Origin of the sequence: Streptomyces sp. NPDC052023 (assembly GCF_044548465.1) — a bacterium.
Lineage (GTDB): Bacteria > Actinomycetota > Actinomycetes > Streptomycetales > Streptomycetaceae > Streptomyces.
Map to the genome: position 1 here is coordinate 173,086 of NZ_JBIUBW010000008.1, position 26,009 is coordinate 199,094.

Genomic DNA, 26,009 nt, shown 5'->3' on the forward strand with positions numbered 1-26,009 from the left:
TCAGCTCCCTGTGCTCCGATACGACTTGAGTCCGGCCCGCCAGGCCAGTCCCGCGAGCGCGCAGCACGCAGCGGCCACCAGCGGCGGCGCGAAGGCCACCCACCCGGGCAGGTCCAGCGGGTACGGCCGCCCCAGGATGTGGCTCGCGGGCAGCCAGTTGACGAAGGCCAGCGGCAGCACGAAGGTCACGCCGCGCACCAGTTCCTTGCCGAACACGGTCGGCGGGTACTGGAGCAGTGTCGTACCGCCGTAGGTGAACGCGTTCTGCACCTCGGAGGCGTCCTGCGCGACGAACTGGAAAGCGGCGCCCGCGACGAACACCGCGCAGAAGATCGCCGCCCCGCTGAGCAGTGCCGTCGGCATCAGCAGCACCTTCAGCGGCGTCCAGTCGATGTCCACCGCCGCCAGCGCGTAGCCGAGGACCAGCGCGCCCTGGACGACCCGGCCCAGCCGGCGCAGCCCGAAGCGGTCGGCGCACACCTGCGCGAGCACCGGTGCCGGGCGCACCAGCAGGGTGTCCAGGGTGCCGTCGCGCACCCGTGCGCCCAGCCGGTCCATCGAGCCGATCGCCAGGTCCGCGAGACCGAAGGCGACGCTCGTCATGCCGTACAGGAAGGCGATCTCGGGCAGCGTGTAACCGCCGAGCGCGTCCACCTGGGAGAACATCAGCAGGATCGCGACGAAGTCCAGGAAGGTCAGGGCGAAGTTGCCGAGTGCGGTCAGCGCGAAGGAGGTGCGGTAGGCCAGCGTGGAACGGATCCACATCCCGACGATCAGACCGTAGGCCCGCACTCCCGTGGTGACCCGGCCGGGCTCAGCCACCCTGCACCACCACCCGCCGCACGGCCGCCGACTGCACCAGCCGCCCCGCCGCCAGCAGCGCCACCGCCCACGCCCCCTGGAAGAGATAGGTGCCCACCGGATCGGCCCGGCCCAGCAGCACATCCGCCGGGGCCTGGAGCAGCGACGACCAGGGCAGGGCCCGTACGACCTCGCCCAGGACGCCCGGGAACAGGTTCAGCGGCAACAGCATCCCCGAACAGAAGGTGCCGGTGATCATCAGCATCTGTGTCACCCCCGTGCCGTCGAGCAGCCAGAACGCGCTCAGCGCCACCAGGTACCGGATCCCGAAGCTGACCACCATCCCGAGCAGCACCGCGAGCAGACAGGCGCCCCAGGTCACCGGATCCGACGGCAGCGCGACGTCGAAGGCCAGCGCCCCGAACGCGAAGGGCACCACGCCCCGCCCCAGCAGCTGGAAGCAGGCCCGCCCCAAGTCACTCGCGAGCCACCACAGTTGGAGGTCGGCCGGGCGGTACAGGTCGATCGCGACATCACCCGTACGGATGCGTTCCATGAGCTCGTTCTCGAAGCCGCCACCCCCGATCGCGAGCGTCGACAGCAGCGCCTGCCCGAGCCACACGTAGGTGACGGCCTGTGCCTGGTCGTACCCGCCGAGCTGCGGTCTCTCGTCCCACAGCGCCAGGTAGGTGTACACGAGGATCAGCCCGAAGACGGTGTTGGTGAACACCCCGGCGGCGGTGGCCGCCCGATAGGTCGCGTACCGTCGGAAATTCCCCACCGCGACGGCCGCGTACAACCGTCCCGTGCCCACACCGAACCACCGTCCCCGTCCAGCCCGACACCGAAGCGCAGGAGCCTAGTACGCGGCGGAGAACGCCTGCCAGGCATTTTCCGGCGGGACACGTGCCGTGATCCGGGAACGGAACGCCCGGTGCGAGAGTCTTCAGATGGGGGCGCAGATGACGTACGAGGGAAATACAGGAGTCCGTGCACGACATGAGTGACGAGCCGCAGCCTCAGCAGCCGAACCAGGGCGGGCCCGGGGAGAGGAAGCCCGCACGGCCCCGGCGCACCGGCTGGCGCCGGATCCTGCCGACCTGGCGCATGGTGCTGGGCACATTCGTCATCGGCGTCCTGCTGCTGATCGGCCTGTTCTACCTCGGCTACTCGATGGTCAAGATCCCGCCCGCGAACGCCCTCGCGATCAAGCAGAGCAACGTCTACCTGTACGCGGACGGCTCCCAGCTCGCCCGGGACGGCGAGGTCAACCGGGAGAACGTCGCACTCGCCCAGATCTCCAAGGACGCGCAGCACGCCGTGCTGGCCGCCGAGGACCGCGACTTCTACACCGAGTCGGCGATCGACCCCAAGGCGATGGTCCGCGCGGCCTGGAACACGGCCACCGGCAAGGGCAAGCAGTCGGGCTCCACGATCACCCAGCAGTACGTGAAGAACTACTACCTGGCCCAGGAACAGACGGTCACCCGGAAGGTCAAGGAGTTCTTCATCTCGATCAAGCTCGATCAGGAGAAGAGCAAGAACGACATCCTGGAGGGCTACCTCAACACCAGCTATTTCGGCCGCAACGCCTACGGCATCCAGGCCGCCGCCCAGGCCTACTACGGCGTCGACGCCACCGAGCTGGACGCGGCCCGCGGTGCCTACCTGGCCGCGCTGCTGAACGCGCCCAGCGAGTACGACGTCGTCGCCCACCCCGAGAACAGGCCCGCCGCGCAGGCCCGCTGGAACTACGTCCTGGACGGCATGGTCAAGGAGGGCTGGATCACCCGCTCGGAGCGGGCGGGAATGAAGTTCCCGGTGCCGAAGGAGGCCACCGTCTCGACCGGGATGTCCGGGCAGCGGGGCTACGTCGTCGACGCGATCAAGCAGTACCTGGTCGAGCACGAGGTCGTCGACGCCGACGCCCTCGAAGCGGGCGGCTACCGCATCACCACCACCCTGCAGAAGCCCAAGCAGGACGCCTTCGTCAGGGCCGTGAACGACAAGCTCATGTCCAAGCTGGACAAGGAGAACCGCGAGGTCGACAACTACGTCCGCGCGGGCGGCGCCGCCATCGACCCGAAGACGGGCAAGGTCGTCGCGATGTACGGCGGCATCGACTACGTGAAGCAGTACACCAACGGCGCCACCCGGCGGGACTTCCAGGTCGGCTCCATCTTCAAGCCGTTCGTCTTCACCGCGGCCGTCGAGAACGGCTCGACCACCCAGGACGGCACGCGCATCACGCCCAACACCTTCTACGACGGCACCAACAAGCGCCCCGTGCAGGGCTGGAGCGGCAGTTACGCGCCGGAGAACGAGGACCAGGTGTCGTACGGCGACATCACGGTCCGCGAGGCCACCGACAAGTCGGTGAACTCGGTGTACGCGCAGCTGGCCGTCGACGTCGGCCCCGACAAGGTCATGCGCACCGCGGTCGACCTCGGCCTGCCCTCCAGCACGCCGGAGCTGGGCCCCTACCCCTCGATCGCGCTCGGGGTGGCACAGGCCAGCGTCCTCGACATGGCGCAGGCCTACGCGACGCTGGCGAACCACGGAGAGCACGGCACGTACACCCTGGTCGAGAAGCTCACCAGGGGCGGCTCCGAGGTCGGGCTGCCCGAGCGGCGCACCACCCAGGCCATCAGCCGTGAGGCCGCCGACACCACGACGACGGTCCTGCGCAGCGTCGTCGACAACGGCACGGCCACCCCCGCGCAGGCCGCCGGCCGTCCGGTGGCGGGCAAGACGGGCACCGCCGAGGAGGACCAGGCGGCCTGGTTCGCGGGTTACACCCCCGACCTGGCCACCGTGGTCGCGGTGATGGGCCAGGACCCGGAGACCGCCGCCCACAAGTCGCTGTACGGCGCGGTGGGGCTGGATCGCGTCAACGGCAGCGGGCCGCCCGCCGAGATCTGGGCCCAGTTCACCAAGGACGCCCTGGAAGGCACCCCGGTCACCGACTTCGACCTGCGGATCCAGGAGGGCGCCGACGTGGTGTTCACACCCCCGGCCCCGCCCACCGGCGACGGCGGCACCACCCCCGGGGACGGGAACACGCCGGGCGACTCCGATCCGCAGGCCCCGGGCGGCGTGCAGGGCGGCGTGAGCGACGGCGGCACGACGGGCGACGGCGGGACGACGACCGGGGGCACACCCACGGACGGCGGGGCCACCGGCGGGGACGCCGACGGCGGTACGGCCACCGACGGGGGCACGACCGGCGACGGCGGGACGACGGACGGCGGGGCCACCACCGACGGCGCCACGAGTGGCGATCCGGCCACCGGCGGGCCCCAGGGAGGCACCACCGGCGGCGGGACGTCCACGGGCACGACGACATCGGGGACGCAGGGCCCGCGCAGACCGTGAAGCCGCGGACAGTGGGCCGGTGACCGGTTCAGTGACCGGAGGTGGCCTTCAGGCCCACGACGGCGACCAGCAGCAGACAGACGAAGAAGATCCGGGCGGCGGTGACCGGCTCGTTCAGCACCACCATGCCGAGCACCGCCGCCCCGGCCGCCCCGATCCCGACCCACACGCCGTAGGCGGTACCGATGGGCAGGGACTTCGCGGCGTACGAGAGCAGCAGCATGCTGGCGACGATGCCGGCGCCGGTGAACAGGCTGGGGACGAGCCGGGTGAAGCCGTCGGTGTACTTCATTCCGATCGACCAGCCGACTTCGAGCAGGCCGGCGACGATCAGCAGAACCCAGGCCATGACAGGCACCTCCGGGAGACAGGCGGACTGACGGGGGTGCGTCGTCTTTGCCTTCGACCCGGTACGGCGCGTCTCGTCGGGTGCCACTCCAAGGTAGCAAAGGGCCGGGGCGCCAAGAGGCGGACGAAGGGGCTGGTGACCATGGTCACCAGCCCCTTCGTGCCACTCGCCTACAGGTACAGCCCCGTGGAGTCCTCGGACCCCTCGAACCGGTCGGCGGCCACCGCGTGCAGGTCACGCTCGCGCATCAGGACGTACGCGACACCGCGCACCTCCACCTCGGCGCGGTCCTCCGGGTCGTACAGGACCCGGTCGCCCGGCTCCACCGTCCGTACGTTCTGCCCCACCGCGACGACCTCCGCCCACGCCAGCCGGCGGCCGACGGCCGCCGTGGCGGGGATCAGGATGCCGCCACCGGAACGCCGCTCGCCCTCGCTGGTGTCCTGCCGCACGAGCACACGGTCGTGCAGCATCCGGATGGGCAGCTTGTCGGGATGGGTACTGTCGTTTCTGTTGCCGCTCACGTACTCGAACCTACCTGCATCCGGGGAATTCGTATGCCGGAGGGTCAGCGCCTGCGGCGCCGGGTGCCGAACGCGAGCAGTCCGACGACTCCCAGGGCGACCAGCGCGACCGGGAGCACACGCTCCATCCGGGGGGAGCCGCCCTCGTCCACGAACTGCCGCCTGACGTCGCTGACCGCCCGGTTCACCTGGACGTATGCCCGGCCCAGCGTGTGATCGACATTCGACACGACCTTGGCCTTGGCGTCCCCGACGATCGTCTTCGGGTGCACCCGCACCCCGATCTCGTCGAGGGTCTCGGCCAGCACTGCGCGGCGGCGCCTGATGTCCGCCTCGATCTGCGCCGGGGTTCTGGTGTCCGACGATTCCGCCACCGTACGGCCTCCGAAGTCTGCTGATGCTGTTCCGGACAGTCTGTCAGTTCCCTGGGCGACCGCGCTGTCAGGACCCCCGGTTACCCTGGCCCGATGAGCGAACGACTCCAGCCCGGGGATGTGGCCCCCGCCTTCACCCTGCCCGACGCCGACGGCAACCAGGTGTCCCTCGCGGACCACAAGGGCCGCAAGGTCATCGTCTACTTCTACCCCGCGGCACTGACGGCAGGCTGCACCAAGCAGGCCTGCGACTTCACGGACAACCTCGAGCTGCTGGCCGGCGCCGGCTACGACGTGATCGGCATCTCGCCGGACAAGCCCGAGAAGCTGGCGAAGTTCCGCGAGCAGGAGTCCCTGAAGGTCACCCTGCTCGCCGACCCCGACAAGCAGGTCCTGGAGTCCTACGGCGCCTTCGGCGAGAAGAAGCTCTACGGCAAGACGGTCGTCGGCGTCATCCGCTCCACGGTGGTCGTCGACGAGCAGGGCAACGTCGAACGCGCCCTGTACAACGTCAAGGCGACGGGCCACGTAGCCAAGATCATCAAGGACCTGGGGATCTGACCCCGTTCTGGTGCCGTGGTCGCCGACGACGTCATAATCAACCCCGGTAAGGTAGCGCGAAGTCGGGCGCCCGTACGCCAACGGCCGAGCGGCGATCTTTAGGTGGTCGTGTTTGTCGGTTCGAATCCGACCGGGCGCACAACGAGTCACGCCCTGCACCTCATGGCGAGGTGCAGGGCGTACCGCATCCCTCAGCCCAGCAACTCCCGTAGCACCGCCACCAGTGCACGGAACGCCTTGCCGCGGTGGCTGATGGCGTTCTTCTCGTCGGGGCTCAGCTCCGCGCAGGTGCGGCTCTCGCCCTCGGGCTGGAGGATCGGGTCGTAGCCGAAGCCGTGGGTGCCGGCCGGCTCGTGGCGCAGGCGGCCGCGCAGGCGGCCCTGAACCACCCGCTCCGTGCCGTCCGGCAGCGCGAGTGCCGCCGCGCAGGCGAAGTGGGCGCCGCGGTGCTCCGTGGCGATGTCCGAGAGCTGGGCCAGCAGCAGTTCGAGGTTGGCGCGGTCGTCGCCGTGCTTGCCGGACCAGCGGGCCGAGAAGATGCCGGGCGCGCCGCCGAGGACGTCGACGCACAGGCCCGAGTCGTCGGCGACCGCGGGCAGGCCGGTGGCCTGTGCGAGGGCGTGGGCCTTGAGCAGGGCGTTCTCGCCGAAGGTGACGCCCGTTTCCCGGACGTCGGGGACGTCGGGGTAGGCGTCCGCGCCGACGAGGTCGTGCGTCAGGCCTGCGTCGGCGAGGATCGCCTTCAGCTCGGTGATCTTTCCGGGGTTGCGGGTGGCGAGGATCAAGCGGGTCATGCCCTCAGTATCCAGGCCCCGGTGTGCCGTGCCGCCCGCACGCGGGTTACGGCGTGCAGACCTTGGTCAGTTCGCCGGCGGCGTCCGTGACCGGGCTGATGTCGGGGGTCTCGTCGCCGTTCTCCACCGACGTACGCACGTTGTCGACGGCCAGCTGGAGGTCGTCCACCGCCTTGTTCACGTCGGCGTTGTCGGTCTTGTCGCCGATCTCGCCGAGGTTCTTCTCGATGGAGTCGAGGGACTCCGCGAGCTGCGTCGGGTCGTTCGCGGCGCTCTCGACGGCCTGCTGGAGGTCCGTGACGCTGTCGGCGATGGCGTCGGCGGTCTGGACGCAGTCGAGTGCCTTGTTCACGGCGTCGCAGCCGGTGGTCAGCCCGGCGGTGAGCGCGACGGCCGCCAGGGTGGCGGCGACGGCTGCGGTACGGCGTCGGCGGCGGCTCGAGGCCATGGAACGGTCCCTCCCTCGGATCGGGCCCTGCGGGCCCGGTTGCTGGCCGGGCGCAGCGGCATGAGCCGTGCGTCCGTATCTCATGAGACGCGGCGACGGCCGGTACGGTTGCCCGCACCGACCACCGCCTTTTGTGCGCCCTTTACCTTCCGCGCGCTACTTCTGCAGGGTCGCTTCCAGCGCCGCGCGCTGGAGTGCGGCCAGCTCCGTGCAGCCGGCCACCGCGAGGTCGAGGAGCGCGTTGAGCTCCTCGCGGGCGAACGGCTCGGCCTCGGCGGTGCCCTGGACCTCGACGAACCGTCCGTCGCCGGTGCAGACGACGTTCATGTCGGTCTCGGCGCGCACGTCCTCCTCATAGCAGAGGTCGAGCAGCGGCACTCCACCGACGATGCCGACCGACACCGCGCTGACCGTGCCGGTGAGGGGCTGACGTCCGGCCCGGATCAGCTTCTTGCCCTGGGCCCAGGCGACGGCGTCGGCCAGGGCGACGTACGCGCCGGTGATGGCGGCGGTGCGGGTGCCGCCGTCGGCCTGGAGGACGTCGCAGTCCAGGACGATGGTGTTCTCGCCGAGGGCCTTGTAGTCGATGACCGCGCGCAGGGAGCGGCCGATGAGGCGGGAGATCTCGTGGGTGCGGCCGCCGATCTTGCCCTTGACCGACTCGCGGTCACCGCGGGTGTTGGTGGACCGGGGCAGCATCGCGTACTCCGCGGTGACCCAGCCTTCGCCGCTGCCCTTGCGCCAGCGAGGGACGCCTTCGGTGACGGAGGCGGTGCAGAAGACCTTGGTGTCGCCGAAGGAGACGAGGACGGAGCCCTCGGCGTGCTTGCTCCAGCCACGTTCGATGGTGACCGGGCGGAGCTGTTCGGGGGTGCGGCCGTCGATGCGAGACATGCCTCGAGCCTAGCCTCCCGTCATCCCTGCTCGGACCGCTGTGCGGAAGGGGCCCTTCCCGGTGCGGTGCGGGAAGGGCCCCTTCCGGAGCTGAGGCGGGGGCTCACATCATGTCTTCGATGTCCGCGGCGAGCGGGTCGGCGTCGGTGCCGATGACGACCTGGATCGCGGTGCCCATCTTCACGACGCCGTGCGCGCCGGCACCCTTGAGGGCGGCGTCGTCGACCAGGGCGGGGTCGGACACCTCGACCCGCAGCCGCGTGATGCAGCCCTCGACCTCTTCGATGTTGTCGATGCCGCCGAGCCCGGCAACGATCTTCTCAGCCTTGCTGGCCATGTCCTTCTCCCTGATCCGACCTGGTCCGAAGCGTTTTGTCGCAGTAACCCACAGTTGGCCCAGCTTCGCGAGCGGTCATGGCGTGCGTACCGAATGATGGCGTCACGACAGCGGAACCTTCCGCCGACTGGTCTACACCACCTGGCGGACGGTCGCCAAACCCGGTCCCTCCGGGAGGAGTCCGATGACTGCCGACAGCGTCGCCCGTCCCGCTCGCGACCGCTGGAACATCCTCTTCCAGGGCATGCAGAAGATGGGGCGCAGTCTTCAGCTCCCCATCGCCGTCCTCCCGGCGGCGGGCATCCTCAACCGGCTCGGGCAGCCGGACCTGTTCGGCGACCAGGGGCTCGGCTGGACGGACGTCTCCAAGGTGCTGGCGGGGGCGGGCGGGGCGCTGCTCGAGAGTTCCCTGGGCCTTCCCCTTCTCTTCTGTGTCGGTGTGGCGATCGGCATGGCGAAGAAGTCGGACGGCTCGACGGCGCTCGCGGCGGTCGCCGGGTTCCTCGTCTACTTCACGGTGCTGCGCCAGTTCCCCGAGGAGTGCCCGGCCGGGGCTCAGGTGGTCCTCGCGGGCTGCCGGGCCGAGGACGGGACGGTGTCGGTCTTCACGTACCAGAATCCGGGGGTCTTCGGCGGCATCGTCATGGGGCTGCTGTCCGCCTGCTTCTGGCAGCGCTACCACCGTACGAAGCTGGTGGACTGGCTCGGCTTCTTCAACGGGCGGCGGCTCGTGCCGATCATCATGGCGTTCGTGGCGATCGCCTTCGCGGTGCTGTGCCTGTGGGTCTGGCCGCCGGTCGGTGCCGCGCTGGAGAGCTTCAGCGACTGGCTGAGCGACCTGGGCGCGTGGGGCGCGGGCGTCTTCGGCGTCGCGAACCGGGCGCTTCTCGTCGTCGGCCTGCACCAGTTCCTGAACGTGCCCATCTGGTTCCAGTTCGGCACCTACACCGAGCCGGACGGCACGGTGGTGCACGGCGACATCAACATGTTCCTGGCGGGCGATCCCGACGCGGGCCAGTTCACCACCGGCTTCTTCCCGATCATGATGTTCGCGCTGCCCGCCGCGGCCCTGGCGATGACCCACTGCGCGAGGCCGGACCGCCGCAAGGAGGTCGGCGGTCTGATGCTGTCGGTGGCACTGACGTCGTTCGTCACCGGCATCACCGAGCCCCTGGAGTACTCGTTCCTCTTCGTGGCCCCCGCCCTCTACTTGATCCACGCCTTGCTGACCGGCGTGTCGATGGCGGTGTCGTGGGGCCTGGGAGCGAAGGACGGCTTCAGCTTCTCGGCCGGCCTGATCGACTACGTCATCAACTGGAACCTGGCGACCAAGCCGTGGCTGCTCGTTCCGATCGGTCTGGCGTTCGCGGCCGTGTATTACGCGATCTTCCGTTTCGCCATCACGGCGTTCGATCTGAAGACTCCGGGACGCGAGCCGGAGGACGAGGTCGAGGACGTCACGAAGGTCTGATCCGCCGGGCACTGCGGGTAGCCGTGCCGTAGCAGGAATCGCGGGTTCCTTATGCCGCCTTCATCGTGCTACAACAGGTCTACACCACTAAGTGGTGTAGACCACCGGACGCCGCCGTCCCCCTTCCTTTCCCTGGGCGGCGCCATGCCCTCCCCCAGCGTAGAGCCGGGGGTACACCCAGGAGGAAGTTGTGTCCACGGCCAGCGCCGCTCCCGCGGCCGAGAAGAAGAAGGGCTCCGGTGCGATGGCTGTCCTGCAGCGTATCGGCCGCAGCCTGATGCTGCCGGTTGCCGTGCTGCCCGCCGCCGCGCTGCTGGTCCGCTTCGGCAACGCCGACATGCTCGGCGACCCGTCGTACCCCGCCTTCCTGACGAAGATCGCCTCGTTCATGACGGCCGGCGGCAACGCCATCCTCGACAACATGGCCCTGCTCTTCGCGGTGGGCATCGCGATCGGCTTCGCGAAGAAGTCGGACGGCTCCACCGCCCTGGCGGCGGTCGTCGGTTACCTGGTCTTCAAGAACGTGCTGGCCACGTTCACCGACGGCAGCCTGCCGAAGAAGGAAGCCATCGTCGACGGCAAGATCGTCATGGTCGAGCAGGCGGTGGACGCCAAGGTGCTCGGCGGTGTGGTGATAGGCATCGTCGTGGCCCTGCTCTACCAGCGCTTCTACCGCACCAAGCTGCCCGACTGGGCGGGCTTCTTCGGTGGCCGCCGCCTGGTCCCGATCCTGGCGGCCTTCGCGGGCCTGATCATCGGCATCGTCTTCGGCTACATCTGGCCGGTCCTCGGCACGGGTCTGCACAACTTCGGTGAGTGGCTGGTCGGCTCCGGCGCCGTCGGCGCGGGCATCTTCGGTGTCGCCAACCGCGCCCTGATCCCGATCGGCATGCACCACCTGCTGAACTCCTTCCCGTGGTTCCAGGCCGGCGAGTACGAGGGCAAGAGCGGCGACATCGCCCGCTTCCTGGCCGGTGACCCGACCGCCGGCCAGTTCATGACCGGCTTCTTCCCGATCATGATGTTCGCCCTGCCCGCCGCCTGTCTGGCGATCGTGCACTGCGCCCGCCCCGAGCGCCGCAAGGTCGTCGGCGGCATGATGTTCTCCCTCGCCCTGACCTCGTTCGTCACCGGTGTCACCGAGCCGATCGAGTTCACCTTCATGTTCATCGCGCCGGTGCTCTACGCCATCCACGCGGTGCTGACCGGCGTCTCGATGGCGCTGACCTGGGCGCTCGGCATGAAGGACGGCTTCGGCTTCTCGGCCGGCGCGGTGGACTTCTTCCTGAACCTGGGCATCGCGACCAACCCGTGGGGCCTGGCCCTGGTCGGCCTCTGCTTCGCGGCGGTCTACTACGTGGTCTTCCGCTTCGCGATCACCAAGTTCAACCTGCCGACGCCGGGCCGCGAGTCCGACGAGGAGCTGGCGGAGCTGCAGAAGGCCGAGGCGAAGTAGTCCCGCCCCGACCGTACGAAGGCCCCCGGAGCTCGCTCGCTCCGGGGGCCTTCGCCATGTCGTGGTCGGCGTCGTGGCCGTCAGATGTCGTACGACTTCCTGGGGACCGCCAGTTCCACCGGACCGTCGTACACCGCGCGGGCGTCGGCGAGGTTGACCTCGGGGTCGGTCCACGGGGGGATGTGGGTGAGCACCAGCCGGCGGGCGCCTGCCCGTCCGGCCGTCTCGCCCGCCTCGCGGCCGTTGAGGTGCAGGTCCGGGATGTGCTCCTTGCCGTGCGTGAAAGCGGCCTCGCACAGGAAGAGGTCGCTGTCCCGGGCGAGTTCGTCCAGCGCGCCGCTGACGCCGGTGTCGCCGGAGTACGTCAGGGTGCGTCCGGCGTGCTCGATCCGGATGCCGTACGCCTCGACGGGATGCGCCACCCGCTCGGTGTGCACCGTGAAGGGGCCGATGTCGAACGTGGACGGCTTGACGGTGTGGAAGTCGAAGACCTCGCTCATCGAGGAGGCCGACGGGGTGTCGGCGTAGGCGGTGGTCAGACGGTGCTCGGTGCCCTCGGGGCCGTAGACCGGCAGGGGGTCGCAGCGGCCTCCGTCGTGGCGGTAGTAGCGCGCCACGAAATAGCCGAGCATGTCGATGCAGTGGTCGGCGTGCAGATGACTGAGGAAGATCGCGTCGAGGTCGTAGAGACCGCAGTGGCGCTGCAACTCGCCCAGGGCGCCATTGCCCATGTCGAGGAGCAGCCGGAAGCCGTCGGCCTCGACGAGGTAGCTCGAACAGGCCGATTCCGCGGACGGGAAGGACCCCGAGCAGCCGACGACGGTGAGCTTCATGAAGCAGAAACCTCCGCGGGCGGATGTGAGGAAAGGGGGGTCGTGCGGTCCGTCGAGCGTAAGGCGCAAAACGTCCGGTCGCTCCTCCGCCTGGGGCCGTTGTGGGGGAACTCACCTGTGCTGTCACCGGTTCGGCTGGACGCGGGGAGCACGCGGCGTGGCGGAGGGCGCGCGTGCGGGTGCGTACGCCGGTAACGTCATCGTATGGACACGTCCTGGTGGTTGGCACTCGCAGCGGTGGTGCTGCTCGCGCTGGTCGCCGCGCTCGTGGACGGCTGGGGGCGGCGACGGCCCGAGGGCCGGCGGACGCGGCCGCCGGGTCGCGCGCAGGGACCGGCCGCCCGGCCGCGGGCGGCGGAGATCTGGTGGGCGAGCGTGCCCTACGAGGACGGGCCCGGCGCGAAGGACCGCCCCTGCCTGGTGCTGTCGGTGCACGGGCGGCGGGCGACGGTCGCCAAGATCACCAGCAAGTACCACGACGAGCGGGCCGGGGTGATCCCGCTGCCGCCGGGTTCGGTCGGCGACACCCAGGGCCGGGCGAGCTTTTTGGAGACCGACGAGCTGCGCGAGGTCGCGGTGTGGGACTTCCGGCGCCGCGTCGGAGTGGTGGACCCGGTCCTGTGGGACCAGGTCCGTCACCTCGCGACGTGAGCGCCGCGCCCTCGGGCCGCGCCGCTCAGGCCCAGAGCTGCCCCTGCAAGGTCGCGATCGCTTCCTCGGTCGTCGCGGCGGTGTAGACGCCGGTGGAGAGGTACTTCCAGCCGCCGTCGGCCACGACGAACACGATGTCCGCGCTCTCCCCGGCCTTCAGCGCCTTCTTGCCGACGCCGATCGCCGCGTGCAGGGCCGCGCCGGTGGAGACGCCCGCGAAGATGCCCTCCTGCTGGAGCAGTTCACGTGTGCGGGTGACCGCGTCGGCGGAGCCGACCGAGAAGCGGGTGGTCAGCACCGAGGCGTCGTACAGCTCCGGCACGAAGCCCTCGTCGAGATTGCGCAGGCCGTACACCAGGTCGTCGTAGCGCGGCTCGGCAGCGACGATCTTCACGTCCGGTTTGTGCTCGCGCAGGAAGCGGCCGACGCCCATGAGGGTGCCCGTGGTGCCGAGGCCCGCGACGAAGTGGGTGATGGAGGGCAGGTCGGCGAGGATTTCCGGGCCGGTGGTGGCGTAGTGCGCACCGGCGTTGTCCGGGTTGCCGTACTGGTAGAGCATCACCCAGTCGGGGTGCTCGGCGGAGAGTTCCTTGGCGACGCGTACGGCGGTGTTGGAGCCCCCGGCGGCCGGGGAGGAGATGATCTCCGCGCCCCACATGCCGAGCAGGTCCCGGCGCTCCTGGGAGGTGTTCTCCGGCATCACGCACACCATGCGGTAGCCCTTGAGCTTGGCCGCCATCGCCAGGGAGATGCCGGTGTTGCCGGAGGTGGGCTCCAGGATGGTGCAGCCCGGGGTGAGCCGGCCGTCCTTCTCGGCCTGCTCGATCATGTGCAGGGCGGGACGGTCCTTGATCGAGCCGGTCGGGTTGCGGTCCTCCAGCTTGGCCCAGATCCGGACCTCGGCGGACGGCGACAGCCGCGGCAGGCGCACCAAGGGGGTGTTGCCCACCGCGGCCAGCGGGGAGTCGTATCGCATCGGGGGCCGGAGCCTTCAGGCCATGCCGCCGGCCACGGCCGGCAGGATCGTGACGTTGTCGCCGTCGGTCAGTTTGGTGTTGATGCCGTCGAGGAAGCGGACGTCCTCGTCGTTCAGATAGACGTTGACGAAGCGGCGCAACTGGTCGCCGTCCACGATGCGGGCCTGGATGCCCGTGTGCCGGGTGTCGAGGTCGGTGAACAGGTCGGCGAGGGTGGCCCCGGTGCCTTCGACGGCCTTCTGACCGTCGGTGTACTGGCGAAGGATGGTGGGGATGCGGACCTCGATGGCCATGGCTCAGGGCTCCTGTCGAAAGAGTCAGATCGGGGGCGCGCGGCAGCGCGGGTGGCAGCAGGTCGTGCGTACGTCGCGCCGCGGCTCACGGCCGTGCGGCGGCAGGCGTCGGCGTCAACAGATGGCGCTGGCGAGCCTGCACAGGTCGACGTGCAGCCGCGCCACGAGCAGGGCGCCCGGCGTCTTGTCGCTCACGTCGAGGAAAACCATGGGCTCATCGTATCGATTCCCGGTCCGGGTCCTGGAATGTGATCTCGGATAGTGGATGAATTCTGACCGAATCCCGGGATCAGTAGGACTCCACGACCCTGACCTCCTCCTCCGTGACCTCGCCGTCGACGATCCGGAAGGACCGGAACTGGAAATCGCCGAGGCCGTCGGTGTCCGCGGTGGAGACGAGGACGTAGTGGGCGCCGGGCTCGCCCGCGTAGGAGATGTCCGTGCGGGACGGGTACGCCTCGGTCGCCGTGTGCGAGTGGTAGATGATCACCGGCTCCTCGTCGCGGTCGTCCATCTCGCGGTAGAGCTTGAGGAGATCGCCGGAGTCGAACTCGTAGAACGTGGGCGAGCGGGCGGCGTTCAGCATCGGGATGAAGCGCTCGGGGCGGCCCTCGCCCACCGGGCCCGCGACCACGCCGCACGCCTCGTCGGGGTGGTCCTCGCGCGCGTGGGCGACGATCTGGTCGTGCAGGGCCTGGGTGATGGTCAGCATGCCCGTCAGGATAGACAGAGGGGCCGTCCCGTACCGAGGGGTGGTACGGGACGGCCCACATGCCGGACGCCCTGAGCGGCGGCGGCAGGGAGTACCACGAGCACTCGCTGCCGCCGGACGTCCTCGGCGTTGGTCAGCCGACCTTCTCGAACTCCGACGTGCGGCGCTCGGCGATCTGCGGGTTGCGCGACTTGAGGATCCTCCAGCCGATCCCCAGGGCGGCCGCCCAGCCGGCCATCACGTAGAGGCAGACGCGGGCGTCCGCGTCGTAGGCGATGATGCCGGTCACGAAGAGCAGGAACGCGATGGCGACGTACGAGCACTTCGCGCCGCCCGGTGCCGGGAAGGACGAGGCCGGCAGGCGCCCCGCCTCGACGGCGCGCCGGTACAGGACGTGGCTGATCAGGATCATCAGCCAGGTCCAGATGCCGGCGGCGGTGGCGATGGAGGTGACGTAACCGAAGGCCTTCTCCGGGACGACGTAGTTCAGGACCACGCCGATGCCCATGAAGCACACGGAGACGAAGATGCCGAGCGCGGGCGTCTTGGTCGACGACAGCTTGGCGAAGACCTTGGGTGCCTCGCCGCTCGTGGCCAGGTTCCGCAGCATGCGGCCCGTGGAGTACATGCCGGAGTTGCACGACGACAGCGCCGCGGTCAGCACGACGAAGTTGACGATGCCGGCGGCGGCCGGGATGCCGATGACCGCGAAGGCCTTCACGAAGGGGCTGACGCCCTCCGCGAACTCGGTCCACTTCACCACGCAGAGGATGACGGTGAGGGCACCGACGTAGAACAGGGCGATGCGCCACGGGAGGGTGTTGATCGCCTTGGGGAGGGTCTTCTCGGGGTTCTCGGACTCGCCGGCCGTGACACCGACCAGCTCGACCGCGAGGTAGGCGAACATGACGCCCTGGAGGGTCATCAGGGACGAGCCGATGCCCTTGGGGAAGAAGCCGTCGAAGGCCCAGAGGTTGGAGACGGCCGCCGTGTCACCGGCACTGCTGAAGCCGAAGGTCAGCACGCCGAGGCCGATCACGATCATGCCGATCAGGGCGGTGACCTTGACCATCGAGAACCAGAACTCCAGCTCGCCGAAGAGCTTCACGGAGATCAGGTTGACCCCGAACAGGATCACCAGGAAGACGAGTGCGGTCACCCACTGCGGAACGGACGGGAACCAGTAGTTGACGTAGATCGCGGCGGCGGTGAGCTCCGCCATGCCGGTGACGACCCACATCAGCCAGTACGTCCAGCCGGTGAAGTAACCGAAGAACGGGCCGAGGAACTCGCGGGAGTACTCCGCGAAGGAACCCGAGACGGGGCGGTAGAGCAGCAGCTCGCCGAGCGCCCGCATGATGAAGAAGATGATCACGCCGGCGAGGGCGTACATCAGGATCAGGCTGGGGCCGGCCTTGGCGATGTTCGCCCCGGCACCCAGGAACAGGCCGACGCCGATGGCGCCGCCGATCGCGATCATCTGGACCTGACGACTGCCGAGCCCGCGCTCGTAACCCTCTTCAGGAGCGTCCGTGACCTTCTCAGAGGCCATGTGTAGTGCGCCTTTCTCCATGCCGACCCGGACCTCTCGTCGGCCCCGGATCGGGTTTCGATCCCCCCGGATTGATGGAGCTGAGCAACCCTCCCAAGGCCGCTCGTGCCTGGCCGGCGGTCGCCGGCTCGGTGGCGCACCCGGCGCGACATAAGGGTGGTGTTCGCCGGGCGGTCGTGAAGATTTATCACGGCCGCAACACTGATCGCCGGGGCACCCTGTGACACACGACGCAGGAAAAATCGGACAAATAGCGCCATAAATGGGCAGAACCGACCGCAGCGGTGACAGGATCGTTATCCGGATTTGAGCGTCCGCTGAGCGAACACACCATCCCCACAATCAGGGCAAAAGGGTGGAGATCAAGGTCTCCTGGAGTCCACCGAGCCAGAGATACGCCATCACCATCGGCTTGCGCGGGTCCTCGTCCGGCAGCCGGTAGAGCAGGTCGGTGTCGTCCTCGTCGGCGATCTCCAGCCGGGAACCGATCGCGAGACGCAGATCGTTGAGGGCGCCGAGCCACTGCTGGGAGCGCTCAGGCGTCAGCTGCAGCACCGCCCCGCCGTCTCCCGGGGAGGCCAGCTCGTCCAGCGAGCGGATCACCGCGAGGGCGTTCTCCCGTTTGCCGGCCCGCAGGTCGTTCTCGGTGTAGCGGCGGAACTCGGCGGAGTGCGCCTGCTGCTCCTCGTCCGCCACCGGCTCCTCGGGGTCGCTGTAGGCGTCCGGGAACAGGCGGCGGAGCACCGGGTCGGAGGGCGGTTCACTCGGACCCTCGGCGAACAACTCGGCCAGCGGGTCGGCGGAGGTGTCCTCGCCGGGGCCGGGGCCGATGAGCTCCAGCAGCTGGACGGCCAGCGACCGGATGATGGAGATCTCGACGTCGTCGAGCGCGACGGCCGCGCCGCCGCCGGGGAGCGGTTCGAAGGTTCCTGGCATGGCGGCGATCGCTACTTCCGGTCCTGCTGGAGGGTGGCCCACAGACCGTAGCCGTGCATGGCCTGCACGTCGCGCTCCATCTCCTCGCGGCTACCGCTGGAGACGACCGCCCGGCCCTTGTGGTGGACGTCGAGCATGAGCTTGGTGGCCTTGTCCTTGGAGTAGCCGAAGTACGACTGGAAGACGTACGTCACATAGCTCATGAGGTTGACCGGGTCGTTGTGGACGATCGTGACCCAGGGGACGTCCGGCTCGGGGACGGCAGAGACCTCCTCCGCCGACTCGGTGCGTTCGATCTCGATGGGAGCGGCTGACGTCACAACTCCCATGCTGCCATGGGCGCCATAAATCGTCACACTGACGAAATGGGGTGTAGCATCGGTTGCCATGAACACAGCGGACCTTGGGCTGCCGGTGGACGTCCCCTCGACCGCCCTCTTCACGGACCAGTACGAGCTGACGATGCTCCAGGCCGCGCTGCGGAGCGGCACCGCCGGGCGGCGCAGCGTCTTCGAGGTCTTCACCCGGCGGCTGCCGGAGGGACGCCGGTACGGCGTGGTGGCCGGGACCGGCCGGGTGCTGGACGCGGTCGAGAACTTCCGCTTCGACGCGGGCGTCCTGCGCTTCCTGCGGGAGCGCGGGATCGTCGGCGAGGAGACCCTCGACTGGCTCGCCGCGTACCGCTTCTCCGGCGACATCTGGGGCTACCCCGAGGGCGAGGTGTACTTCCCGGGCTCGCCCGTCATGCGGGTGGAGGGCAGCTTCGCCGAGTGCGTGCTGCTGGAGACGGTGATCCTGTCCATCCTCAACCACGACTCCGCGATCGCCGCGGCGGCGTCCCGCATGTCCTCGGCCGCCGGGGACCGCCCGCTGATCGAGATGGGCGCCCGCCGCACCCACGAGCTCGCGGCGGTCGCCGCCGCGCGCGCCGCCTATATCGGCGGGTTCGCCTCCACCTCGGACCTCGCCGCCGGTTTCCGCTACGGGATCCCGACGGTGGGCACCTCCGCGCACGCCTTCACCCTGCTCCACGACCGCGAGCGGGACGCCTTCCAGGCCCAGGTCGAGTCCATGGGCCGCGGCACCACCCTGCTGGTGGACACGTACGACGTCGCGGAGGCCGTCCGTACGGCGGTGGAGGTCGCCGGGCCGGAGCTGGGGGCCGTGCGGATCGACTCGGGGGATCTGCTGCTGGTCGCGCACCGGGTGCGTCAGCAGCTGGACGAGCTGGGCGCCACCGGCACGAAGATCATCGTGACCTCGGACCTCGACGAGTACGCCATCGCCTCGCTGGCGGCGGCGCCCGTGGACGCGTACGGCGTCGGCACCCAGCTGGTGACCGGCTCCGGGCACCCGACGGCCGCGATGGTCTACAAGCTGGTCGCCCGCGCCGAGTCCGAGGACCCGAAGGCGCCGCTGGTGCCGGTGGCGAAGAAGTCGTCCGGCGGCAAGATCTCCGTCGGGGGCCGCAAGTGGGCCGCGCGCCGGCGGGACGAGCAGGGGGCGGCCGAGGCGGAGGTCCTCGGCACCGGGGCCGTCCCGGCGGGGCTGGTGGACCGGCAGCTGCTGGTGGAGCTGGTCAAGGGCGGTGAGGTGGTCGCCCGCGAGCCGCTCGACGCCATCCGCGACCGGCACATCGCCGCGCTCGCCGGCCTGCCCCTGTCGGCGACCCAGCTGTCCCGGGGGGAGCCGGTCCTGCCGACGGAGTACGTCACCGAGGACCAGCCGCGGGGCGCGTGAGCGTGCGCGCCCCCGTAGCGCCCCCTCCCGCAGCGTGCCCGGAGTCTCTAGGCTCGTAGGTTCAGGTTCACGCACCGGACCGGGCCCGCACCCCCGACCAGGCTCCGCACCGACCCGTACCGCCGGGACCACGACCGCGAGACCTCATAACGAAGGACACCGACCATGCGCCGCGCCTTGATCGTCGTAGACGTGCAGAACGATTTCTGCGAGGGGGGCAGCCTCGCGGTGGCCGGGGGTGCCGATGTGGCTGCCGCGATCACCGAGCTGATCGGGCAGGCACCCGCCGGGTACCGCCACGTGGTGGCGACCCGGGACCACCACATCGCGCCCGGCGGCCACTTCGCGGACAACCCCGACTTCGTGCACTCCTGGCCCGCGCACTGCGTCGCGGGCACGGAGGGGGTCGGCTTCCACCCGAACTTCGCCCCGGCCGTCGCCTCCGGCTCGGTCGACGCGGTCTTCGACAAGGGCGCGTACGCGGCGGCGTACAGCGGTTTCGAGGGCACCGACGAGAACGGCGTCGCGCTGGCCGACTGGCTGCGCGAGCGGCAGATCGACGAGGTGGACGTGGTGGGCATCGCGACCGACCACTGCGTACGGGCCACCGCCCTGGACGCGGCGCGCGAGGGCTTCCGCACCCACGTCCTGCTCGACCTCACGGCAGGCGTCGCGGAGGCCACGACGGAACGCGCCCTGGAGGAGCTGCGCGAGGCGGGCGTGGAACTGTCGGGGAAGCCGGTCGTCTGAGGCGCACCGGCATCCCGTCGTCACATCTGAGCCGTCGGGCGGCGCAGGAGGGCCCGGATGGGGCGCCAGAGCTCCTGGGTGAGGTCCGGGCCGCCGAGTGCCGCGTCGGGAGCCGTGCGCCATATCAGGCCGTCCGGGTGGTGGAGGACCGCCGTGATCTCGTCCGGGGTGGGCGGGGCCGCGTTGCCGCGCAGGTAGACCGCGCGCAGCCCCAGGTTGCGCAGCCTGGTCAGGGCGCGTGCCCGGTTCTGGGCATGGACGAGCACCCGCACCGCGGCGGACCCGTCGGCGGCGGGGCTGGGCAGATTCAGGGCCACCACGACCGTGCCGTTCGGCAGCTTGCAGAAACCTCCTGCGGCCATCTCTTCATACCCCCGTGTCTGCCGGTGTCAATAAGGGAATCACAGGACGCACCTAAACACGGATCGGCGGTGACCCGCCAGGGGGTCACCGCCGATCACGCTCTGACCTGGGCAGATACCGATTACCTACCCGCGGGGCCGACCTCCAGCTCGATCGTCGAGCCGTTCGCGGCCTCCTTCAGGATCTTGATCTTCGTGTTGGTGTCAGTGATCTTGACGCCGCCGGTCGGGTTCGACTCGTCGTAGTAGTCACCGGTGCGGTCGTTGAAGATCGAAACACCCTTCGACCCCGGGATGTACTTCGCCACGTCCGCCTTGTGCAGCGTCATGCCGTCGGTACGGCCGAGGCTGAACGGAGAGTCGTACGCCTGGATGCGGTTGCGCATCAGCGTGCCGTCGGCCCACTTGAGCGCGGTCGGGTGCGCGTCGATCGGCAGCACCAGACCGGTACCCGCGTGCTGGCTGGTGTTGTTGTCCTGCTGGGAGGTGTCCCACTTCCAGATCAACAGGCCGTTCTGGTACGCGTAGTGCTCCACCCAGTCCGGGCGCTCCGTGAAACCGAAGTTGTACGGGCCGACCTTGAGGGTCTTGTCGTACGACACGTACTGCCGGTTCTCGGCGATGTAGTACTGCGCGTAGTCCTTGGTGAAGGACGCGCCGACGCGGGAGAAGCCGGTGGCCGTCCAAGCGGCGTCCGCGCTCTCGGCGTTGTCGGAGAAGACGGGCGCACCGTCCGCGGTGACCTTGATCGCGTCGGCCGTGAAGCCCTTCTGGGCCACGCCGCCGTCGGTCTGGTAGCGGAAGCGCAGGCCGATCTTCTGGCCGGCGTAGGCGTCGAGCGAGTACGCGAACTTCTTGTAACCGTCGAGCGTGCCGTGCAGGGCGGGCTTGTCGCTGCCGTCGCGCGGGATCGGCTGCCCGTCCACCGTGCCGTCGAGGGCGGTCCAGTTGGCGCCGCCGTCGGTGGAGACCTCGGTGTAGAGGTAGTCGTAGTTGGCCTCGATGTCGTACCAGCCGTCGAAGGTCAGCTCGGCGGACGACTTGCCGGTGAGGTCGACCGAACGCGTCAGGGTGTTCTTGAGGTTGTCACCGCTGCCGCTCCACCACTGGGTCTGGCCCTCGGAGGGGGTGATGATCTCGGTCGTCACCGCCTTCTTCGGCAGCGTGACGACCAGCGCCTGCTTGTGCTTGGTGTTGTACTCCGCGACGCCCAGCTTGTGCCAGGAGTTGACGCCGGCCTTGGCGGTGTCGTAGTTCAGCCAGCCGAGCTGCAGCTTGTCCCAGGCGGTCATGTCGCCGGGCAGGTCGCCGATCTCGTTCTTGCCGGTGCCGAGCCAGGAGCCGGACGACATCAGCGTCCAGAAGCCGGTGGAGTTCTCGCCGCCCGCGGTGTCGTAGTGGTCCGGCAGACCGAGGTCGTGGCCGTACTCGTGGGCGTAGACGCCGAGCCCGCCGTTCTCGGGCTGGACGGTGTAGTCGCCGACCCAGATGCCGGTGGAGCCGATCTGCGTGCCGCCGAGCTTGTTCTGCTCGGGGCCGGTGGCGCCGGCGTCGGTGCCGAAGGCGTACCAGCGGTGGGCCCAGATCGCGTCGGTGCCCTGGGCGCCGCCGCCGGCGGACTCGTCCTCGCCGGCGTGCACGACCTGGAAGTGGTCGATGTAGCCGTCGGGCTCGTTGAAGTCGCCGTCGCCGTCGAAGTCGTAACGGTCCCACTCGTCGAAGCGCGCGGCGTCCGCCTTGATCTGCGCGTCGGTGCGGCCGGCCGCCTTCTGCTGGGCGACCCAGGCGTTCAGGCCGTCGCTGACGACGTTCCACACGCTCGGGCAGTTGGTGTCACCGCAGGCGTTGTTGCCGTAACGGGCCTCGTTGTAGGGGACCTTGACCCAGTCGGAGACCTCGCCCTCGACCGAGTAGCGGCCCGAGGACTGCTTCTCGTAGTACGTCTTGACCGAGTCGACGCCCTTGCCGGAGCCGAAGTACAGGTCCTCGAAGTACTCCTGGTCGTAGTCGGCCCGCCAGGCGGTGGAGTTGTCCTTCTTGCGGTCCGGCTTGGCGATCTGGTTGTGCAGCGGACCCGGGGTGCCGCCGTAGCGCGGGTCGGTCTTGTCGCCGAACTCGACCAGGATGGTGAAGATCTTGTCGGTCTTCTCCCGGCCCAGCTCGACGTACTTGGCGTCGCCCTTCTTGCTCTTGAGCTGGACGACCTTGGAGCCGTCGCGCTGCTTCACCGAAGCCTGGCCGGATATGACCTGCTTCAGGGCCTCTTCACGCTGGGCCTCGACGGTCTTGCTGAGCGGGCCGTCGAGGTTGTGCTCGTGGCCGTCGTGGTTCTCCGGCGACGCGGGGTCATGCCGGTCGACGGCGGGCGCCTTGGCCGCGGGGCCGCCCGAGTCCGCCTGGGCCACGGTGAGGCCGGAGATCGTGGCGGCCGCCGTGGCGAGCGCGACCGCGGTGGCAGCAGCTCTCAACGTCCAGGGTCTACTGGTCACTTGAGTTCCTCCCCAGCGTCCGGGCGCGCGGAAGGGGGGGTGATGGAGGTGGTGCGTCCGCGCGCGCCTGATCGACGCGTGTAGTCAAGTGCCGACATTTGACTAGAGGTTGCGGAGAAAAGACAGACCTTGACTTGAGCAGGACAACTGCACTATGCGGAGATGACATTTCGCTTACCGAACAAGGCCGGGGTGCGTCCGGCGGGCGCGCGGGACCGCCGACCCGGTGGCCGACATGACTCGGTGCGCCCCCTGTGCACCGGCACTGTTGGTCAGGTCACGCTTACGGTTCGTTCCGGTCGGGCATGCACGCGAAGAGAATTTGTCCGCACCCTCCCCCGCAGCGTGAGGCACGGGGGGAGTCCACCCCCATTCTCCGAGGACACGATTGCCATGCCTCGTCCGACCGCCGCACAGCTCGCCTACGGTTCGTGCACCGTGATCTTCTCGACGCTCGCCATGCTGCTGCTGTCACAGACGAGTTCGGGTGCGGGGATCGCGGTCATCGCCGTCGCGGCGCTCCTGCTCGGGCTGTTGGTCGCCATGACGGTGCCCATGCCGAAGCGGACCCCGATACCCGCGCACCGGCCCGCCGCGGACGTGGCGCCGCCGATGCCGGCGACGGCGCACCGCGAGCCCGTACGGGAACCCACGGCCCACTACTAGAACAGTCGCAGCAGCACCCCGTACGGCGGGCCCGCCACCTCCCAGGTGCCGGGCCCGCCGTACTGCCGGCCCGGCGTCACGTGGTGCTGACCACCACCGTCTTCGCCGCCTTGTCGTGCAGACCCTGCTTGTAGGGCCTGTCGAAGAAGCTCCAGCCGCCGCAGATCGCCGTCCAGATGCAGGCGCAGCAGAACGCGAACGGAATCCAGAGCACCGCCGCGCGAAGCAGGGACGACTGAGCGGAAGGTGTGGCTCCGTCTTCCAGTTGTGCCACGCGCATGTTCAGCCATTTCTTGCCGAGGGTCTGCCCCGACTTGGCGATCATGATCGTGTCGTACGCCATGTAGAGCACGGCCGCGATGAGGGACTGCCACACGGAGTCGCCCACGTCGACCCGGTCGGCGTCCACCTGGTACTCGTCCACGTTGAAGCCCCAGGTGACCAGCCAGACGACGATGCCGACGAGCACCATGTCGATGATCCGGGCCAGCGTGCGCCTGCCGCTGTCGGCGAGCGGGGGCATGCCGGCGAGCGGGTCGGCGGGATACTCGCCACCGCCGTGCGGGCCGCCGCCGTAGGGTCCACCGCCGTACGGGCCGCCGCCGGGGGGCGGGGGCTGGCCGCCACCGTACGGCGGCGGCTGCTCACCGCCACCGGGAGGCCTGTCGTACGGCGAGCCGGCCCCCTCGCCGGGCGGGGGCTGCTTCTTGAACGGGTCGTCCTCCGGCGGCTGCCCGCCGGAACCGGGGGGCGGTTCGGTGCTCATGGCCCGAGTCGAACCCGAACCCCGCGGGTCCGCATCCGGCGAGGGGCCGTCCGGAGTACCGGCCCCTCAAGGGCGCTCCGGACGCCCTCCCCTCAGCCCGCCACGAAGGTGTGCGCGGCCTTGTCGTGCCAGCACTGGCGCCACGGCCTGTCGAACACGCACCACAGGACGCCGATGAGGCCGAAGCAGAGCAGGCCGGGGACGCTGTAGACGAGCCAGCGGCGCAGGGCCGCGCCGAAGGACGGGGCCTCGTGGCCCTCGATGTCCCGCACGTCGAGGCCGAGCAGCTTCTTGCCCAGCGTGCGCCCCCACTTGGCGGTGGGCAGCGCCTCGTAGACGACGCCGAAGGCGAGCAGCACGGCGAGGACGATGCCCAGATACGCCGATGTCGTGCCGTCCAGCAGCCAGACCGTGACCGTCTGGCCGGACAGCTTGGCCTCGTCGATCTTCCCCTGGATGTGGTCGAGTGCCTGTGCGCCGAGCGGTACGGCGGCGACCGCGGTGACACCCAGGACGAGCACGGTGTCGATCAGCCGGGCGGCCAGCCGCTTGCCGAGGCCGGCCGGGCGGGCCGCGGCCTGCCGTCTCGCCGCCGCCTGGAAGACGTCCTCGACCGGGGGCTTCCACGGGGCCATGGGCTGCTCGTCGGGGGCTGCGGCGGCGTTGCCGGCGAGACGGTGCACCTGCTGGGCCCACGAGGACTGGCCGCCGCCGGAGCCCGTGGTGACGGGGGTGGCGGCCTGGGCCTGATGGGGGACGCTCGCGGCCTGCGGGGCGGGCGCCGGGGTCTGCGCCGCCGCGGCGCGGGCGGCGGCCGCCTTTCCGGCGCCGAAGCCCGGACCACCGGCGTTGCCGGCGCCCGGCCCGCCGGGCGGGGGCGCCCAGTCGGCGCCCTGGCCGCCGGACGCGGCGGGACGGGATGCCGCCGGGCCGGAGGCATCCGTGTGAGGCGCCGTCACCGGTCCCGGCGCCGGGGAGCCGGGGGCGGCCGTACCCGGCGTCCCCGTGCCCCCGCCGTGCGCCCCGTCCTGCTGCCCGGTGCGCGGGGTGAGCGCGCGGAACGTCATCGTGCCGGGATCCTCGGCGGCCTCGTCCGCACCGGCCGCGGCCCGCGACGTGGCGGCCGGGCGGCGGAAGACGAACGTGTTGCCGGAGGGCGCCGGCCCGGAATCGGCCGCCGAGGGGGCTCCCCCCTGTTCGAACGAAGGCGGGAAACCGGGGGACGGGGCCGGACCGTCCGTACGGGCGCCGCCACCGTCGGGCTGCGCGGGCGGGTCGGCCGGGACGCGCGGGTCGGAGCCCTGGGCCGCGGGCCAGGACACGCGCCGGTCCGGGTCGCCGCCGAAGCCGGACTGCCGGGAGCGGTCGGCTCCCCAGGCGGTGGCGGGTTCGGGGCGGCTGCCGTGCTGGGCGTCGTGGGCGTCCTGGCGTACGGGCGCGGGGTCCTCGTCGAAGAAGTGCGGTCCGGTCTCCTCCACCGCGGGCTGCGCGGGGCGGGTGCCGGACGGCGGGGCGAGCGGCTCGCCGTCGGCCGGTGCCGGGCGGCTGGTGCCCGGCACCCAGGCGGCTCCGTTCCAGTACCGGACATATCCAGGAATGGACGGGTCCGGGTAATAGCCCTCGCGGGGCCTGTCGTCGCCGGGTGCCGGGGTTGGGGCGCTCATGTCCGTCGTCCCGTATCTGCTCGGGGGTGTTATGGGGGTCTCCACATCTATCAGACCGGCGCAACCCCCACCGCCCGTCCCGCCGGACCCACCCCTTTCGAGCACGGTTGTGCTAGGGCCTGTCCCCCTCCCACGGCCGGAGAACTCGGGAAACCCGCGTAATGCTCCCGCCCTCCCGCGCTCTCGTCCTGTACGGGCCCGCCCCAGGGCCCCCGACCGAGGGAGAGGCACACC

General features: G+C 70.1%; 29 protein-coding genes, 1 tRNA gene and 1 riboswitch. Of the genes, 9 read left to right on the forward strand and 21 right to left on the reverse strand.

What is annotated here, in order from left to right:
- Together ACIHCM_RS18845 and ACIHCM_RS18850 are read right to left on the reverse strand one after the other, a co-directional pair.
- Window positions 1–765 carry an ABC transporter permease gene (locus ACIHCM_RS18845; protein ID WP_399897186.1) on the reverse strand — a complete coding sequence of 255 codons (765 nt, stop codon included), beginning with the start codon at window positions 763–765 and terminating at the stop codon, window positions 1–3.
- A gap of 49 nt (window positions 766–814) precedes the next feature.
- Complete coding sequence (locus tag ACIHCM_RS18850; RefSeq protein WP_399896888.1) at window positions 815–1,615, reverse strand: ABC transporter permease; 801 nt, start codon at window positions 1,613–1,615, stop codon at window positions 815–817.
- A gap of 185 nt (window positions 1,616–1,800) precedes the next feature.
- Between ACIHCM_RS18850 and ACIHCM_RS18855 the strand changes: the two genes are divergently transcribed.
- Window positions 1,801–4,176, forward strand: coding sequence for a transglycosylase domain-containing protein (locus ACIHCM_RS18855; protein ID WP_399896891.1), 2,376 nt, complete (start codon window positions 1,801–1,803; stop codon window positions 4,174–4,176).
- 28 nt (window positions 4,177–4,204) lie between these two features.
- On the opposite strand, the gene ACIHCM_RS18860 is transcribed toward ACIHCM_RS18855, so the two are convergent.
- From ACIHCM_RS18860 to ACIHCM_RS18870, 3 genes are all read right to left on the reverse strand, one after another.
- Window positions 4,205–4,525, reverse strand: coding sequence for a DMT family transporter (locus ACIHCM_RS18860; protein WP_399896893.1), 321 nt, complete (start codon window positions 4,523–4,525; stop codon window positions 4,205–4,207).
- A 35-nt stretch (window positions 4,526–4,560) separates the two neighbouring features.
- A riboswitch (guanidine-III (ykkC-III) riboswitch) is annotated at window positions 4,561–4,628 on the reverse strand.
- 67 nt (window positions 4,629–4,695) lie between these two features.
- Complete coding sequence (locus tag ACIHCM_RS18865) at window positions 4,696–4,998, reverse strand: co-chaperone GroES (RefSeq protein ID WP_125517739.1); 303 nt, start codon at window positions 4,996–4,998, stop codon at window positions 4,696–4,698.
- A gap of 95 nt (window positions 4,999–5,093) precedes the next feature.
- Complete coding sequence (locus ACIHCM_RS18870) at window positions 5,094–5,423, reverse strand: DUF3618 domain-containing protein (protein WP_399896896.1); 330 nt, start codon at window positions 5,421–5,423, stop codon at window positions 5,094–5,096.
- A gap of 93 nt (window positions 5,424–5,516) precedes the next feature.
- Between ACIHCM_RS18870 and bcp the strand changes: the two genes are divergently transcribed.
- Window positions 5,517–5,984: a thioredoxin-dependent thiol peroxidase gene (bcp, locus tag ACIHCM_RS18875; RefSeq protein ID WP_399896899.1), complete on the forward strand. Its 468-nt coding sequence runs from the start codon at window positions 5,517–5,519 to the stop codon at window positions 5,982–5,984.
- A gap of 66 nt (window positions 5,985–6,050) precedes the next feature.
- A tRNA-Leu gene (locus ACIHCM_RS18880) sits at window positions 6,051–6,123 on the forward strand.
- Between the two features lie 52 nt (window positions 6,124–6,175).
- Here the strand turns inward: ACIHCM_RS18880 and rdgB are convergent.
- The 4 genes from rdgB to ACIHCM_RS18900 form a co-directional block, all read right to left on the reverse strand.
- Window positions 6,176–6,778 (reverse strand): RdgB/HAM1 family non-canonical purine NTP pyrophosphatase, encoded by a 603-nt coding sequence (rdgB, locus tag ACIHCM_RS18885; protein WP_399896902.1) that lies wholly within the window; start codon window positions 6,776–6,778, stop codon window positions 6,176–6,178.
- A gap of 46 nt (window positions 6,779–6,824) precedes the next feature.
- The gene (locus tag ACIHCM_RS18890) at window positions 6,825–7,226 is read right to left on the reverse strand and encodes a hypothetical protein (RefSeq protein WP_399896905.1); all 402 of its coding nucleotides are present in this window, start codon (window positions 7,224–7,226) and stop codon (window positions 6,825–6,827) included.
- 156 nt (window positions 7,227–7,382) lie between these two features.
- Entirely contained in the window at window positions 7,383–8,120 is a 738-nt protein-coding gene (gene rph, locus ACIHCM_RS18895) for a ribonuclease PH (protein ID WP_399896908.1), read from the reverse strand.
- A gap of 103 nt (window positions 8,121–8,223) precedes the next feature.
- Entirely contained in the window at window positions 8,224–8,457 is a 234-nt protein-coding gene (locus ACIHCM_RS18900) for a glucose PTS transporter subunit EIIB (RefSeq protein WP_393104696.1), read from the reverse strand.
- A 184-nt stretch (window positions 8,458–8,641) separates the two neighbouring features.
- Between ACIHCM_RS18900 and ACIHCM_RS18905 the strand changes: the two genes are divergently transcribed.
- A complete protein-coding gene (locus tag ACIHCM_RS18905) occupies window positions 8,642–9,928 on the forward strand; it encodes a PTS transporter subunit EIIC (protein ID WP_399896912.1) in 1,287 nt (428 codons plus the stop codon).
- 190 nt (window positions 9,929–10,118) lie between these two features.
- A complete protein-coding gene (locus ACIHCM_RS18910; protein ID WP_399896915.1) occupies window positions 10,119–11,384 on the forward strand; it encodes a PTS transporter subunit EIIC in 1,266 nt (421 codons plus the stop codon).
- A gap of 80 nt (window positions 11,385–11,464) precedes the next feature.
- Here ACIHCM_RS18910 and ACIHCM_RS18915 read toward each other — a convergent pair whose 3' ends face one another.
- Window positions 11,465–12,217, reverse strand: coding sequence for an MBL fold metallo-hydrolase (locus ACIHCM_RS18915; protein WP_399896918.1), 753 nt, complete (start codon window positions 12,215–12,217; stop codon window positions 11,465–11,467).
- 204 nt (window positions 12,218–12,421) lie between these two features.
- On the opposite strand from ACIHCM_RS18915, the gene ACIHCM_RS18920 reads away from it, so the two are divergent.
- Window positions 12,422–12,868, forward strand: coding sequence for a type II toxin-antitoxin system PemK/MazF family toxin (locus tag ACIHCM_RS18920; protein ID WP_399896921.1), 447 nt, complete (start codon window positions 12,422–12,424; stop codon window positions 12,866–12,868).
- Between the two features lie 25 nt (window positions 12,869–12,893).
- Here the strand turns inward: ACIHCM_RS18920 and ACIHCM_RS18925 are convergent, their stop codons facing one another.
- From ACIHCM_RS18925 to clpS, 7 genes are all read right to left on the reverse strand, one after another.
- Window positions 12,894–13,844 carry a PLP-dependent cysteine synthase family protein gene (locus tag ACIHCM_RS18925; protein WP_399896924.1) on the reverse strand — a complete coding sequence of 317 codons (951 nt, stop codon included), beginning with the start codon at window positions 13,842–13,844 and terminating at the stop codon, window positions 12,894–12,896.
- Between the two features lie 15 nt (window positions 13,845–13,859).
- Complete coding sequence (locus tag ACIHCM_RS18930) at window positions 13,860–14,138, reverse strand: MoaD/ThiS family protein (protein ID WP_399896927.1); 279 nt, start codon at window positions 14,136–14,138, stop codon at window positions 13,860–13,862.
- 114 nt (window positions 14,139–14,252) lie between these two features.
- Entirely contained in the window at window positions 14,253–14,348 is a 96-nt protein-coding gene (locus tag ACIHCM_RS18935; protein WP_365457717.1) for a putative leader peptide, read from the reverse strand.
- A gap of 79 nt (window positions 14,349–14,427) precedes the next feature.
- Window positions 14,428–14,850 (reverse strand): Mov34/MPN/PAD-1 family protein, encoded by a 423-nt coding sequence (locus ACIHCM_RS18940; protein WP_399896931.1) that lies wholly within the window; start codon window positions 14,848–14,850, stop codon window positions 14,428–14,430.
- A 133-nt stretch (window positions 14,851–14,983) separates the two neighbouring features.
- Window positions 14,984–16,402 carry an amino acid permease gene (locus ACIHCM_RS18945; protein ID WP_399896935.1) on the reverse strand — a complete coding sequence of 473 codons (1,419 nt, stop codon included), beginning with the start codon at window positions 16,400–16,402 and terminating at the stop codon, window positions 14,984–14,986.
- A gap of 342 nt (window positions 16,403–16,744) precedes the next feature.
- Window positions 16,745–17,338 (reverse strand): DUF2017 domain-containing protein, encoded by a 594-nt coding sequence (locus tag ACIHCM_RS18950; protein ID WP_399896938.1) that lies wholly within the window; start codon window positions 17,336–17,338, stop codon window positions 16,745–16,747.
- Between the two features lie 11 nt (window positions 17,339–17,349).
- The gene (clpS, locus tag ACIHCM_RS18955) at window positions 17,350–17,667 is read right to left on the reverse strand and encodes an ATP-dependent Clp protease adapter ClpS (RefSeq protein ID WP_141314019.1); all 318 of its coding nucleotides are present in this window, start codon (window positions 17,665–17,667) and stop codon (window positions 17,350–17,352) included.
- Window positions 17,668–17,725: 58 nt separating this feature from the next.
- On the opposite strand from clpS, the gene ACIHCM_RS18960 reads away from it, so the two are divergent.
- Window positions 17,726–19,078, forward strand: coding sequence for a nicotinate phosphoribosyltransferase (locus ACIHCM_RS18960; RefSeq protein WP_399896942.1), 1,353 nt, complete (start codon window positions 17,726–17,728; stop codon window positions 19,076–19,078).
- A 165-nt stretch (window positions 19,079–19,243) separates the two neighbouring features.
- Window positions 19,244–19,828 (forward strand): isochorismatase family protein, encoded by a 585-nt coding sequence (locus tag ACIHCM_RS18965; RefSeq protein ID WP_399896945.1) that lies wholly within the window; start codon window positions 19,244–19,246, stop codon window positions 19,826–19,828.
- Between the two features lie 20 nt (window positions 19,829–19,848).
- Here the strand turns inward: ACIHCM_RS18965 and ACIHCM_RS18970 are convergent, their stop codons facing one another.
- Together ACIHCM_RS18970 and ACIHCM_RS18975 are read right to left on the reverse strand one after the other, a co-directional pair.
- Window positions 19,849–20,190, reverse strand: a complete 342-nt coding sequence (locus tag ACIHCM_RS18970; RefSeq protein WP_399896948.1) for a hypothetical protein — start codon at window positions 20,188–20,190, stop codon at window positions 19,849–19,851.
- A gap of 122 nt (window positions 20,191–20,312) precedes the next feature.
- A complete protein-coding gene (locus ACIHCM_RS18975; RefSeq protein WP_399896951.1) occupies window positions 20,313–22,679 on the reverse strand; it encodes an immune inhibitor A domain-containing protein in 2,367 nt (788 codons plus the stop codon).
- Window positions 22,680–23,072: 393 nt separating this feature from the next.
- Between ACIHCM_RS18975 and ACIHCM_RS18980 the strand changes: the two genes are divergently transcribed.
- Window positions 23,073–23,345: a hypothetical protein gene (locus ACIHCM_RS18980; RefSeq protein WP_399896953.1), complete on the forward strand. Its 273-nt coding sequence runs from the start codon at window positions 23,073–23,075 to the stop codon at window positions 23,343–23,345.
- 76 nt (window positions 23,346–23,421) lie between these two features.
- Here ACIHCM_RS18980 and ACIHCM_RS18985 read toward each other — a convergent pair whose 3' ends face one another.
- Both ACIHCM_RS18985 and ACIHCM_RS18990 read right to left on the reverse strand, forming a co-directional pair.
- On the reverse strand, window positions 23,422–24,111 hold the full coding sequence (locus ACIHCM_RS18985) for an RDD family protein (RefSeq protein WP_399896956.1): 690 nt from the start codon (window positions 24,109–24,111) through the stop codon (window positions 23,422–23,424).
- 92 nt (window positions 24,112–24,203) lie between these two features.
- The gene (locus tag ACIHCM_RS18990) at window positions 24,204–25,775 is read right to left on the reverse strand and encodes an RDD family protein (protein WP_399896959.1); all 1,572 of its coding nucleotides are present in this window, start codon (window positions 25,773–25,775) and stop codon (window positions 24,204–24,206) included.
- Window positions 25,776–26,009 lie beyond the last annotated feature (234 nt).